Source organism: Curtobacterium phoenicis, from assembly GCF_047238015.1.
Lineage (GTDB): Bacteria > Actinomycetota > Actinomycetes > Actinomycetales > Microbacteriaceae > Curtobacterium.
On record NZ_JBDFLZ010000002.1, the window covers coordinates 1,256,452 to 1,268,985 of the forward strand.

The following is a 12,534-nucleotide window of genomic DNA, read 5'->3' on the forward strand; positions in this document are numbered from 1 at the left end:
ATCGAACCGTGACGTACGTGATCGCTCAGCCCTGTGTGGACGTCAAGGACCGCGCCTGCATCGACGAGTGCCCGGTCGACTGCATCTACGAGGGCGACCGCTCGCTGTACATCCACCCCGACGAGTGCGTCGACTGCGGTGCCTGCGAGCCGGTCTGCCCGGTGGAGGCGATCTACTACGAGGACGACCTCCCCGAGGAGTGGGCCGACTACTACAAGGCCAACGTCGAGTTCTTCGAAGAGGTCGGTTCGCCCGGCGGTGCCGCGAAGGTCGGTGTGATCCACAAGGACCACCCCGTCGTCCTCGCCGAGCCCCCGCGCGGCTGACCCGGACCCGCCCGTGGCGCTCGACCTCCCCGACTTCCCCTGGGACCAGCTCGTCCCGTTCAAGCAGCGCGCAGCGACCGTCGAGGGCGGCATCGTCGACCTCAGTGTCGGCTCGCCCGTCGACCCGACGCCCGAGCTCGTCCGCCGGGCCCTCGCCGAGGCCACCGACGCGCACGCCTACCCGCAGGTCGCCGGCACCCCGGCCCTGCGCGAGGCGATCGCCGCGTGGTACGGCCGCCGGCAGGGCGTGACCCTCACGGCCGAGCAGGTCCTGCCGACGATCGGCTCGAAGGAGTTCATCGCCGGACTCGCGCTCTGGCTCGGCATCGGCCGTGGCGACACCGTCGTGTTCCCGGAGGCCGCCTACCCCACGTACGAGCTCGGCGCCGCCCTCGTCGGCGCCGCAGCACTCGCCTCGGACGACCCCGCTGCGTGGCCGGAGACGACGAAGCTCGTGTGGCTGAACTCCCCGGGGAACCCCGACGGCCGCGTGCTGTCGATCGAGCAGCTGCGTGCCGCGGTCGAGCGCGCCCGCGAGCTCGGCGCCGTGATCGTGGGCGACGAGTGCTACGCCGAGCTCGGCTGGGAGCCGCCGTACGACACTGCCCCGACCCCGACCATCCTCGACCCGCGGGTCGTGGGCGACTCGGTCGACGGCGTGCTCAGCGTGTACTCGCTCTCCAAGCAGTCGAACCTCGCCGGGTACCGCGCGGCGTTCGTGGCCGGCGACGCCGCGCTGCTCGCCGAGGTCCTCGCGGTCCGCAAGCACACCGGCATGATGCCGCCGCTGCCCGTGCAGCAGGCCATGATCGTCGCGCTCGAGGACGAGACCCACGTGCAGCAGCAGAAGGCGCGGTACAAGGCGCGGCGGAACATGCTCCGCCGGGCACTCGACGGAGCCGGGTTCCGGATCGACCACAGCGAGGCCGGCCTGTACCTCTGGGCCACCCGCGGTGAGCCGGCGCTCGAGACCGTCGCGTGGCTCGCCGACCGCGGGATCCTCGTCGCCCCCGGGACGTTCTACGGTCCCGCCGGGGCGGAGCACGTCCGGGTGGCCCTCACCGCCACCGACGAGCGCATCGCGGCGGCCGCGCAGCGGCTGGCGAGTGCACGCCGCACCAGCCGGGCGTCCGCGGACTGAACCCGGTCCGACGGGCGGGTGTCGTGCCTCCCGTCCGGCCGGCACCACGTGGTGCGCTGTCAGCGCAATCCGTAGTTCCCACCAATCCCGGAGCGCGGGAGTGTGCACGACCGACAGTGGGCGCGATTAGGCTGTCACCGTGACTGACACTGCCAACGATGCTCAGAAGACGGCCACACCGCCCACCACGCCCGTCCCCGTGAGCCCGGCTGCGGAGCAGCAGACCGAGACCGCGACGCTGACGTACCCGGGTGGCTCCGCGGAGTTCCCGATCCTGCCGAGCGTCGACGGCGCGTCCACGGTGGACATCTCGACCTTCAAGAAGCAGACGGGGATGAACACCCTCGACTACGGCTTCGTGAACACCGGCTCGACGAAGAGCGCGATCACGTACATCGACGGCGACCAGGGCATCCTGCGGTACCGCGGCTACCCGATCGACCAGGTCGCGTCGAACTGCACCTTCCTCGAGGTCGCGTGGCTGCTCATCTACGGCGAACTGCCGACGGCCGCCGAGCTCGAGTCGTTCGACGCCCGCATCCGTCGTCACACGCTGCTGCACGAGGACCTCCGTCGTCTGTTCGACGCCCTCCCGCACTCGGCGCACCCGATGTCTGTCCTGTCGAGCGCCGTCAGCGCCCTGTCGACCTACTACGAGGACGACATGAGCGTCGACGACCCGGAGAAGGTCGAGCTGCAGACCGTGCGGCTGCTCGCGAAGCTCCCGGTCATCGCCGCGTACGCGCACAAGAAGTCGATCGGGCAGGCGTTCCTCTACCCGGACAACTCGCTGTCGTTCGTCGACAACTTCCTCCGGCTGAACTTCGGCACCATGGCCGAGACGTACGAGCCGAACCCGGTGCTCTCCAAGGCGCTCGAGCGGCTGCTCATCCTGCACGAGGACCACGAGCAGAACGCCTCCACCGCGACCGTCCGGCTCGTCGGCTCCACGAAGGCGAACATGTTCGCGTCGATCTCGGCCGGCATCAACGCCCTCTACGGCCCGCTGCACGGGGGCGCGAACGAGGCCGTGCTCGAGATGCTCCAGCAGATCAAGGACTCCGGCGAGCCGGTGTCGCGCTTCGTCGAGCGGGTGAAGAACAAGGAGCGCGGGGTGAAGCTCATGGGCTTCGGGCACCGCGTCTACAAGAACTACGACCCGCGGGCGAAGCTCGTGAAGGAGTCCGCGCACGAGGTGCTCGAGGCACTCGGCGTGCAGGACGACCTGCTCGACATCGCGATGGAGCTCGAGGGGATCGCGCTCGAGGACGAGTACTTCGTCAGCCGCAAGCTCTACCCGAACGTCGACTTCTACACGGGCATCATCTACAAGGCGATGGGCTTCCCGCCGCGGATGTTCACCGTGCTGTTCGCGATCGGGCGGCTGCCGGGGTGGATCGCCCAGTGGCGCGAGCTCAACAACGACCCGCTGAACAAGATCGGGCGGCCGCAGCAGCTCTACGTGGGGTACCCCGAGCGGGACCTCCCGGCGCGCTGAGCCGCGCCGCGCGCGGAGGCCCGCGGGTCCTCGGCTCCGCACCATGAAAGCGACGTCGAACCAGCCACGCGCGCTGGTTCGATGTCGCTTCCGCGGTTCGCCCCTGCGACGCGACCAGCGGCTCCGGCGCGTCGGACGACTCGGGCGTGCGCCCTGTCGGGGACGCGCTGCTTCGGCGACGCGGGCCCGCTAGCGGGCTGCTCGCGCCAGCGCCCAGACGGTCACGAGATCGAGCGCGGCGTCGGAGTCCGGCGTGCCCGGTCGGTTGAGGAACGCGTGCCGCGCACCCGGCAGCACGTGGCGCTCGACGTCCGCGCCGGCACTGCGCAGTTCCGCCACGAACCGGTCGCCCGACGACCGCATCGTGTCGTGTTCGGCGTCCACCATCAGGACGGGCGGGAACCCCGACAGGTCCTGCCCGCCCGGGAACGCGGCGTCCGTCGACGCCTCGCGCCCGACGAGGTTCCGGTTCGCCCGGTCGAGCAGGGCGGGGTGGTGGGTCACCCGACGGTGACCCCGGACGGTCCGGGTGACGGCAGCGTCGCGCGGGGTGCGTGCGTGGAAGAAGCCGTACGCGAGGAACACGCCGTCGGGCCGGTCCCCGGTCGGTAGGGACCGGGTGACGGCAGCAGCGAGGCACGCGCCGGCGCTCGCTCCACCGAGGAGCAGCTGTCCTGGCACCTCGTGGCGGACGGCGTCGAGCACGGCCCGGACATCGTCAGCAGCGACCGGGTGGCGTCGTCGGCCGCGTGGCCCGTGGCGCCCGACGAACGGCAGGCCGGGCACGGGTGCGAGCCGGTAGTCGACCGCGACGACGTCGATCCCGCGGTCCGCAAGGGCCGTCGCCACCGCGTGCGACTCCGGGAGGTCGAGGTCGCCGCGGAAGAACCCGCCGCCGTGCAGCCACACGAGGGTGACGGCCGCCGCTGACCCGTAGCGGCGGATCGGGACGGGACCGTGCGGACCCGCGATCGTCCGACCCGCAGGTGTCGCCCCCACGGGCGTCGGCTACTTGTGCAGCGCGGTGTTGAGCTGGATGCCCTGGCCCTGGCGCTGCAGGGCCTCGACCGCGCCGGTGACGGAGTTGCGCCGGAAGAGGATGTTCGGCGTGCCCGAGAGCTCCGCGGCCTTGACGGTCTTCGGGGTGCCGTCCGGGTTCGGCGCCGCACCGACGAGCACGACCTTGGTGCCGGCGGTCACGTAGAGCCCTGCCTCGACCACGGAGTCGTCGCCGAGGGAGATCCCGAGCCCCGCGTTGGCGCCGAGGAGGGCTCGCGCACCGAGCGACACCCGGTGCGTGCCCCCGCCCGAGAGCGTGCCCATGATGGAGGCACCGCCACCGATGTCCGTGCCGTCGCCGACGACGACGCCCTGGGACACCCGCCCCTCGATCATCGCGTCGCCGAGGGTGCCGGCGTTGAAGTTCACGAACCCCTCGTGCATGACCGTGGTGCCGGGCGCGAGGTGTGCGCCGAGACGGACCCGGTTGGCGTCACCGATGCGCACACGGTCCGGCACGACGTAGTCGACCAGCCGCGGGAACTTGTCGATCGCGTGCACAGCGATGCCCGCGCGCTGGAGGGACGGGCGCAGGCGGGTGAGGTCCGCGGGGGAGACGGGGCCGGCGTTCGTCCAGGCGACGATCGGCAGGTGCGCGAAGACGCCGTCGAGGTTGACCTCGTTCGGGCGGACGTGCAGGTGGCTGAGGAGGTGCAGGCGCAGGTAAGCGTCCGGCGTGCTCGCTGGAGCGGCGTCGATCGTGACCTCGGTCGTGACGGCCTCGATCCGGACGTCTCGGCGCGGGTCGTCACCGACGTGCGCACGCAGCTCCTCGGGGAAGGCCGCGTCCGACGGTCGTGCGCCGAGGTGCGTCTCCGGGTACCAGGTGTCGAGCGTCGTGCCGTCGGCGGCGATCGTCGCGAGGCCGTGGCCCCAGGCGGTGGTCGGGCAGTCGGAGGCGGTCGTGTCGGTCACGTGGACAAGGGTAGCGAGGTACGCGCGGTGACCACCGTCCGGCCGGACGGGCTGTGGAGAACGCGCCACGAGCCTCCCGACCGGCTTCGCGCGGGACGCGATCCGCGCCTCCGCAGCGGCCTGGAGGCACGCCCCTGTGGACGAGCTGCCCACCTTCCACAGGCGGCAGGCTCCGGCGGCGAGCGGCAAGGGTCGGCCGGTAGGCTGCCCGCATGCCGGAGCAGCTCGACCTCACCGCCTCGTCCATCGACATCACGCGCGCCATCTGCGACATCGAGTCCGTGTCCGGCAACGAGGGCGCGCTCGCCGACGCGATCGAGGCGGCGCTCGCGCCGCTGCCCCACCTCGACGTCGTCCGTGACGGTGACGCGATCGTGGCGCGGACGGACCTCGGGCGTGACCGCCGGGTCGTCATCGCCGGGCACATCGACACCGTCCCGCTGAACGACAACCTGCCGACTGAGTTCCGCACGACGGAGGACGGCACCGAGATCCTCTGGGGCCGCGGCACGGTGGACATGAAGGCCGGCGTGGCGGTGCAGCTCAAGCTCGCGTACGACCTCGCCGAGCCGACCAACGACGTGACGTGGGTGTTCTACGACCACGAAGAGGTCAGTGACTCGCTGAACGGTCTCGGCCGACTGGCGCGCACCCGACCGGAGCTCCTGGCCGGCGACTTCGCGATCCTGGGTGAACCGTCCGGCGCGCAGATCGAGGGCGGGTGCAACGGCAACCTCCGGGCCGAGATCCGCACGTTCGGCAAGCGGTCGCACAGCGCCCGGAGCTGGATCGGCGACAACGCGATCCACAAGACGGCGCCGATCCTCGCGACGCTCGCGGCGTACGAGCCGCGCACGGTGACGGTCGACGGACTCGAGTACCGCGAGGGGCTGAACGCGGTCGGCATCTCCGGCGGCATCGCGGGGAACGTCATCCCGGACGAGGCCATGGTCCACGTCAACTACCGGTTCGCGCCCTCCCGCAGCGCAGACGAGGCGGTCGCCCACATCCGGGAGCTCTTCGACGGCTACGACGTGCAGATCGTCGACCTCGCCGCCGGCGCCCGGCCGGGGCTCGACGCGCCGCTCGCGCAGGAGTTCGTCGCCGCGGTCGGCGGTCCGGCGCCCCGACCGAAGTACGGCTGGACCGACGTCGCGCGGTTCTCGGCCCTCGGTGTCCCCGCGGTCAACTACGGCCCGGGCGAGCCGGTCTTCGCCCACCACGACGACGAGCAGGTGCCGCTCGCGCAGATCACCTCGGTCGAGGACGGCCTCCGTCGGTGGCTGACCGCCTGACGACCGGCGGGAGCCTCCGCGCACGGTCGAGTCCGGCCGTCCGGTGGCGCGCTCGATACCGAGCGGTGCCGTGGTGGGCCCGGATCACGGTCGTCTACGTGCTCGCGCGCATCGTCACGACGGTGATGATGCAGGGGTTCGCTGCCGTGCAGTCGGCGAACTCCTTCACGTCGGACCACCCGTCGTACCTGTCGTTCGCCGCGATCTGGGACGGTGCCTGGTACCGGGTGATCGCGACCGGTGGCTACCCGTCGGCGCTCCCGGTGGACGCCGCGGGGCACGTCACCGAGAACGCGTGGGCGTTCATGCCCGCCTACCCGTTCCTCGTGCGGGGTCTCATGCTGCTCACCGGTGCGTCGTTCGAAGCCGTGGCGGTCACCGTGTCCCTCCTGGCAGGCCTGGGGGCGGCGCTCGTGTTCCGGCGGCTCGTCGGTCGGTTCCTCGACGCGCCGCAGGCGACGTTCGCCACCGTGCTGCTGTGCGTCGCGCCGACCTCGGTGATGTTCCAGGTCGCGTACGCCGAGTCGCTCGGGCTCTTCCTGCTCTTCGTGGCGCTGCTGCTCGCGGTGGACCGTCACTGGTGGACGATGCTGCCGGTGGTGCTCCTGCTCGGCATGACCCGGCCGACCGGGCTGGCGTTCGCGTTCTTCCTCGCCCTGTTCCTGGCCGTGTGGTGGTTCCGACCCGCCTGGGTCCGCGAGACCGAGCGTCCCACGCTCCGCACCGGCCTGCCCCCGCTCGTCGTGGCGGTCGTCTCCGGACTCGTCGGGCTGGCGTGGCCGGCGATCGCGTGGGCCGTAACCGGGGTGCCGAAGGCGTACACCGACACCGAGCTCGCCTGGCGTTCGTCCTACGTCGGCTGGGGAGAGCTCCTGCCGTTCTCGCCGTGGGTCGAGGGGTTCTCCTGGTGGCTGCGCTACCCCGGTGGCTGGCCGGCGGCGCTCGCGATCCCGCTCGGCCTCGCCGCGATCGCCTTCCTCGTGTGGGCCCCCGCGGCACGACGGGTCGGGCTCGAACTGCGTCTCTGGGCCGTGGCGTACGTCGTGTACCTCCTCGCGGTGTTCTTCCCGCAGTCGAGCACCTGGCGCATCCTCATGCCGATCGCGCCCCTGCTCGCGGTCGTGGCACTGCCGCGGTCGCGGGTCTACCGGGTCGTGCTGGTCGTCTTCGCGGTCCTGCTGCAGTGGGTGTGGCTGTACGCGAACTGGTGGGTGGACGGCTACGACTGGACCCCACCGTGATCGACGACCCCCGCTAGTCGGTCTCCGGCGCCGGCTCGTGGCGCTCGATGCGCTCGATGTCGGAGAGCGGCACACCGTCCTCGGGGCGCCACGCCGCGGCGGCGTTCACCATTGCGTTGACCGTGGCGATGAACGGCACCGCGAAGAACGCGCCGACGACGCCGGCGATCGTCGTACCGGCCGTGACCCCGAGGACCACGCCGAGCGGGTGCACCTTGACGGCGCTGCCGGTGAGGAACGGGTGCAGGACGTGGCTCTCGAGCTGCTGCACGAGGACGATGATGCCGAGCATGATGAGCGCCGGCACCCACCCGTTGAACACCAGGGCGATGACGACCGCGACGATGCCCGCGACGATCGCTCCGACCACGGGGACGAACGCGCCGAAGAAGACGATCACGCCGATCGGGATCGCCAGCGGGATCTGCAGGATGAGCGCGCCGATGACGACGCCGAGCGCGTCCGTGATCGCCACGACGAGCTGCACGCGGATGAAGCTCGTCAGGGTCTTCCAACCGGCGTGCCCCGCGACGTCGAGCCGGGCCCGCGCGCGGCGCGGGAAGATCCGCACGACCCACTGCCAGATGCGAGGACCGTCGATGAGCACGAACAGGGTCGTGAAGATGATGATGAACAGACCCTCGAACACGTGGATCGCACCGGAGCCCGCAGCGAGGAACCCGGAGAAGATCGACGACGCGTGGGACTGCAGGTAGTCCGAGCCGTCCGAGATCCACTTGTTGACCTGCGACGCGGTGATGCCGAACGGTTCCGAGGCGAGCAGCGACTGCAGAGAGGAGATGCTCGCGTGCAGGCGCTTCTCGAGCGAGGGCAGGTCGTAGCGGATCTGCGCGGTCACGATGAGGCCGAGTCCGCCGATCGCCACGAGGACGGACACCAGGCTCGTGAGGATCGCGAGCCACTTCGGCCAGCGGTGCCGGCGGAGGAACGACGACATCGGCACGAGCAGCGCGCAGAGCAGCAGCGCGATGAGGAACGGCACGATGATGTCCTGCAGCAGGACGACCAGCAGGATCAGCACGGCGAGGGCCGCGCCGACGACGAGCAGCCGCCACGAGAACGCCGCCGCGATGCGCATGCCCGCGGGCACTGCGTCGTCGGAGGGCGCGGGGTCGCTGCCGCGGAGCATGGAGCGGATGTTCGGCATCCGCATAGGTTAGGGAGCAGAACCGCGAGAACGTCGCGTTTCGCGACCCCCAACCTGGGCGGTTTCGCAGTTGCCCCTCCGATACGGGATAATGGGCAGGCATGTACTGCACGAAAGGGGACATCTGATGGCAGCCATGAAGCCGAGGACCGGTGACGGGCCGATGGAGGCTGTTAAGGAGGGTCGACTCATCATCGTGCGGGTTCCGCTCGAGGGTGGAGGCCGCCTGGTCGTCTCGGTCAACGATGCCGAGGCCAAGGAACTCCACGACGCACTCGCCGAGGTCGTCTCGGCCTAGTCCGTCGAAGCACTGAACGACGAAGCCCGGAGCGCGTACGCTCCGGGCTTCGTCGCGTCCCGGCGACGGCGACGGCGCGACGGACGATTCTGCGACGACGTCGTCGGTGGCACCGGGCAGGATGAACCCGTGCGCAGGTCCCACATGCCGATCACCCGGGTCGAGGAGTTCAACGACCCGGGTCCGATGCCCCGTGACGTCTGGCCGGCGACGCTGCCCCCGGTCCGGCAGCTGCTCGACGAAGGGCTCGACCTCGACCCCGTGACCGTGTTCGTCGGCGACAACGGCGTCGGCAAGTCCACGATCGTCGAGGCGATCGCGCTGCAGTTCGGCATGGGGCCGGAGGGCGGGGGCACCGGGTCGCAGCACTCGACCCGCCCGTCGGAATCGACGCTGTGCGAACACATCCGCCTCCGTCGCGACTTCGGGGCGCCGCGGGGCGGCTTCTTCCTGCGCGCCGAGACCATGCACGGCTTCTTCACCTACCTCGAGGAGCACCCGAACCTGAGCCGCCCGGAGCCGGTGTTCCACGAGCGCAGCCACGGCGAGTCGTTCCTCGACTTCGTGATCGACCGTGCGCGGTGGCCGGGTCTCTGGATCCTCGACGAGCCCGAGTCGGCGCTGTCCTTCTCCGGCTGCCTCGCACTCATCGGGCTGCTGCAGACGATCGTCGACAGCGGGGTCGGCCAGGTGATCCTGTCGACGCACTCGCCGGTGCTCGCGGCGTTCCCTGGTGCGACCATCCACGAGGTGGGGGAGTGGGGTCTCCGCCGGACGGCGTGGGAGGACCTCGACCTGGTGCGGCACCAACGGTCGTTCCTCGAATCGCCGGAACGCTACCTGCGCCACCTCGGCGACGAGGACTGACCCCGAGCACCCCGGCGATCGGCCTCGAACGCGGCACCCGGCCCCGAGCGCGGCATCCGGCCCCGAGCGCGGCATCCGGCCCCGAACGCGGCAAGCGGCTCCGCTGGACGCCGCTACGCCGCTGGACGCCGCTGGACGCCGCTACGCCGCTACGCCGCTACGCCGTGAGCTTCGTCAGTTGCAGCAGCCCGTCGCCCGCGGGCGAGAGTGCGCTCCGCACCGCACCCGACGTCGACACCTCCGTCAGCAGCAGCCGGAAGTCGGTCGTCGCACGGTCCCGCTTCACGGGGTCCGCCACGCGTCCACGCCACAGCGCGTGCGGCACGAGCACCGTCCCACCGAGTCGTGCGAGCCGCAGCCCGTGCTCGACGTACTCGATCACGTGCTCCGGGTCGGCGTCGACGAGCACGACGTCGTACGAGGCCTCGTTCATCCGTGGGAGCACCTGGTTCGCGCGGCCGGGGATGAGCCGAACGCGTGCGGGTGCGGTACCGGCAGCGATGAACGCGTCACGGGCGGCCTGCTGGTGGTCCACCTCGACGTCGATCGTGGTGAGTGTGGCCTCGGGAGCGCCGGCGAGCAGGTACAGCCCGGAGACCCCGAGTCCGGTGCCGATCTCGATCATGCTCGTCGCCCGTGAGGCCGCGGCGATCACGCTGATCTGTGCGCCGATGGCAGGGGAGATCGCCTCGACCCCGAGTTCCAACGAGTGCTCACGCGCGCGGGCGATCGTCTCGGGTTCGGCGACGATGTCCTCGGCGAACTTCCAGTTCGACTCTTTCTCTGACACGCACACTCCGTTCGGTTGACAACTCTACGGGTGATGCGCGGGGAGGACGGGTTACGCTCGTACCGTGTTCGACGGCTTCGAGAAGTTCCTGGTCATCGGGATCATCGGTGTCCTGATCGTCGGGCCGCAACGCTTGCCCACGTACGCCGCGAAGCTCGCCGAGTTCGTGAAGGCCGTCCGCCGGTTCGCCGACACCGCGAAGGAGCGGATGCGCGACGAGATGGGCCCGGAGTTCGATGACATCGAGTGGCAGAAGCTCGATCCACGACAGTACGACCCCCGCCGGATCATCCGTGACGCGCTCCTCGACAGCGGCGGCAGCGTCGCGGCCGTCGAGACGGCGCAGGTCACGGCGTCGAAGGTGCGCGCGACGGCTCCCGTCGTGCCGCTCGCCGCCGGCGAGGCCGCGCCGTTCGACAACGAGGCGACCTAGCGTCCGTCACGCTCCACGAGACGGACTGGAGGCTCGGTGCCAGCTGGCACCGAGCCTCCCGTCCGTCGTCGGCTGGCGTCTACTTCAGGTCGGCGAGGAACCGGTCGGTCCACGCGAGCGCCGGCGCGCTCGGCACGGAGCTGCACGTGGCCATCGCCGTCGTCGAGGAACACGGGGTGTCCCGGTCGAGCGACCACACGTGGAGGCCGGCGAGGCCGTTCGCCTTCGCGTAGGACGTCAGCGTGTCGACGTCGGCGAGGGTGAAGACCTCGTCGGAGGCGTCGTTCACGCCGAGCATCGGGGTGACCTCGATCTTCGACGGGGCGATGCCGTAGGTGTGCTCGAGGTTGGTGACGGCCTGGATCGCCGAACGCCCCATCTCGCAGGTCGCCCCGGAGAGCACGCAGTTCGCGGCGGTCGCCCGGCCGAAGTCCATCGTCATGAGGTTGACCGTGTAGTGCGTCAGGCTCGACGCCTTGATCGCCTTGACCACGGCGTCGCCGGTGCTGTTCAGGCCGCCGTACGACCCGTCGGACGCGGCGAGGGTCGCGAGGGTGAACGAGAACCGCATGCCCGGGTACTTCGACTGCGCGAGCGCCGCTGCGTTCACGAGGTTCTGCACGTCGGCGGCGGACTGCCCGCTCTCGATGTCGAAGTCGACGCCGATCATGTGCGGGGTCGCGTACCGCGCGATGAAGGACTGCAGCGCCGTGCCGGAGCACGTGAAGGAGCCTGCCGCGCCGCCGGTGCTCACGATGTAGTCGACGCCCGCCGCATCGAGCTTCGGGATGTTGGCGTTCGCGAAGGCGTCCGCGGCGACACCGCCCCAGTTCTCGCTGCCGCAGGTCCCGGTGGCGAACGCGAGGGTGATCGCCTTCAGGCCCGGCTCACGCGTGGACACGAGACTGTTCGACAACCCGACGACGGGGATGCGCGTCCCGGTGACCGCCGTGTTCATGAGGTTCGTGTTCCAGTCCAGGTTGACCGTGACGTCCTTGTACGGGCTGAACACGAGGCCGCTCGCGGTCCCGCCGCTGCCGCCGGTCCCGGTGCCGCTGCCGGTCCCTCCGCCCGTTCCCGTGCCGCCCCCGGTACCCGTTCCGCCCCCGGTGCCACCGCCCGTGCTCGTGCCGCTGCACGCGCCCGTCGACGACCACGGCTGCCCGCTCCCCGTCGCGCCCGAGTGCGTCGCGGGCTCGTCGCCCTGCGTCCACCAGTTCGCGGTGTAGTTCGTGCCGTTCTCACTGACGGTGGCGCCGCCGGTGTACGCGGTGCCGGCGCTCCATGCACCGGCGCACGCCGGGGTGGCCGCCGTGGCCGGAGCCGCTGCGACGGCGCCCCCCGCCAACGCGGCCGCCACCACCGCGACGATCCCGATCCTGGTCCTGGTCCTGGTCCTGCTGATCACACGGTCCTCCTGTCCTCGGTCCGGCGACGTTGCCGGACGGGCTGGAACTCCTGCGGACCCGATTCCGCAGGAGCATTGTGGAATACCCCTGCACA

General features: G+C 70.9%; 13 protein-coding genes. 8 read left to right on the forward strand and 5 right to left on the reverse strand.

Annotation, left to right across the window (positions count from 1 at the left end; all coding sequences use genetic code 11):
• The first annotated feature begins 8 nt into the window (after positions 1–8).
• The 3 genes from fdxA to ABC270_RS06275 all read left to right on the forward strand — a co-directional run bounded on the left by fdxA (position 9) and on the right by ABC270_RS06275 (position 2,965).
• Positions 9–326, forward strand: a complete 318-nt coding sequence (gene fdxA, locus ABC270_RS06265) for a ferredoxin (protein WP_071292706.1) — start codon at positions 9–11, stop codon at positions 324–326.
• Positions 327–339: 13 nt separating this feature from the next.
• Positions 340–1,467, forward strand: coding sequence for a succinyldiaminopimelate transaminase (dapC, locus tag ABC270_RS06270; RefSeq protein WP_412879997.1), 1,128 nt, complete (start codon positions 340–342; stop codon positions 1,465–1,467).
• 199 nt (positions 1,468–1,666) lie between these two features.
• Positions 1,667–2,965 (forward strand): citrate synthase, encoded by a 1,299-nt coding sequence (locus ABC270_RS06275; protein WP_412882048.1) that lies wholly within the window; start codon positions 1,667–1,669, stop codon positions 2,963–2,965.
• A gap of 189 nt (positions 2,966–3,154) precedes the next feature.
• On the opposite strand, the gene ABC270_RS06280 is transcribed toward ABC270_RS06275, so the two are convergent.
• Together ABC270_RS06280 and dapD are read right to left on the reverse strand one after the other, a co-directional pair.
• Positions 3,155–3,964, reverse strand: coding sequence for an alpha/beta hydrolase (locus tag ABC270_RS06280; RefSeq protein WP_412879998.1), 810 nt, complete (start codon positions 3,962–3,964; stop codon positions 3,155–3,157).
• 9 nt (positions 3,965–3,973) lie between these two features.
• Positions 3,974–4,939, reverse strand: a complete 966-nt coding sequence (gene dapD, locus ABC270_RS06285) for a 2,3,4,5-tetrahydropyridine-2,6-dicarboxylate N-succinyltransferase (protein ID WP_412879999.1) — start codon at positions 4,937–4,939, stop codon at positions 3,974–3,976.
• A 212-nt stretch (positions 4,940–5,151) separates the two neighbouring features.
• On the opposite strand from dapD, the gene dapE reads away from it, so the two are divergent.
• Together dapE and ABC270_RS06295 are read left to right on the forward strand one after the other, a co-directional pair.
• On the forward strand, positions 5,152–6,234 hold the full coding sequence (gene dapE / locus ABC270_RS06290; protein WP_412880000.1) for a succinyl-diaminopimelate desuccinylase: 1,083 nt from the start codon (positions 5,152–5,154) through the stop codon (positions 6,232–6,234).
• Positions 6,219–7,475, forward strand: a complete 1,257-nt coding sequence (locus ABC270_RS06295; RefSeq protein WP_412880001.1) for a hypothetical protein — start codon at positions 6,219–6,221, stop codon at positions 7,473–7,475. Before dapE ends, ABC270_RS06295 begins: the two co-directional genes overlap by 16 nt.
• Positions 7,476–7,488: 13 nt before the next feature.
• On the opposite strand, the gene ABC270_RS06300 is transcribed toward ABC270_RS06295, so the two are convergent.
• Positions 7,489–8,643 (reverse strand): AI-2E family transporter, encoded by a 1,155-nt coding sequence (locus tag ABC270_RS06300; protein WP_412880002.1) that lies wholly within the window; start codon positions 8,641–8,643, stop codon positions 7,489–7,491.
• A 127-nt stretch (positions 8,644–8,770) separates the two neighbouring features.
• Here ABC270_RS06300 and ABC270_RS06305 point away from each other — a divergent pair, with 127 nt between their 5' ends.
• Complete coding sequence (locus ABC270_RS06305) at positions 8,771–8,941, forward strand: DUF3117 domain-containing protein (protein WP_017887054.1); 171 nt, start codon at positions 8,771–8,773, stop codon at positions 8,939–8,941.
• 129 nt (positions 8,942–9,070) lie between these two features.
• Positions 9,071–9,808, forward strand: coding sequence for an AAA family ATPase (locus tag ABC270_RS06310; protein ID WP_412880003.1), 738 nt, complete (start codon positions 9,071–9,073; stop codon positions 9,806–9,808).
• A 157-nt stretch (positions 9,809–9,965) separates the two neighbouring features.
• Here ABC270_RS06310 and ABC270_RS06315 read toward each other — a convergent pair whose 3' ends face one another.
• Complete coding sequence (locus ABC270_RS06315; protein WP_412880004.1) at positions 9,966–10,598, reverse strand: O-methyltransferase; 633 nt, start codon at positions 10,596–10,598, stop codon at positions 9,966–9,968.
• A gap of 64 nt (positions 10,599–10,662) precedes the next feature.
• Between ABC270_RS06315 and ABC270_RS06320 the strand changes: the two genes are divergently transcribed.
• Entirely contained in the window at positions 10,663–11,031 is a 369-nt protein-coding gene (locus ABC270_RS06320; protein WP_058726223.1) for a twin-arginine translocase TatA/TatE family subunit, read from the forward strand.
• A 79-nt stretch (positions 11,032–11,110) separates the two neighbouring features.
• Here ABC270_RS06320 and ABC270_RS06325 read toward each other — a convergent pair whose 3' ends face one another.
• Positions 11,111–12,439: a carbohydrate-binding protein gene (locus ABC270_RS06325; RefSeq protein ID WP_412880005.1), complete on the reverse strand. Its 1,329-nt coding sequence runs from the start codon at positions 12,437–12,439 to the stop codon at positions 11,111–11,113.
• Positions 12,440–12,534: the final 95 nt, after the last annotated feature.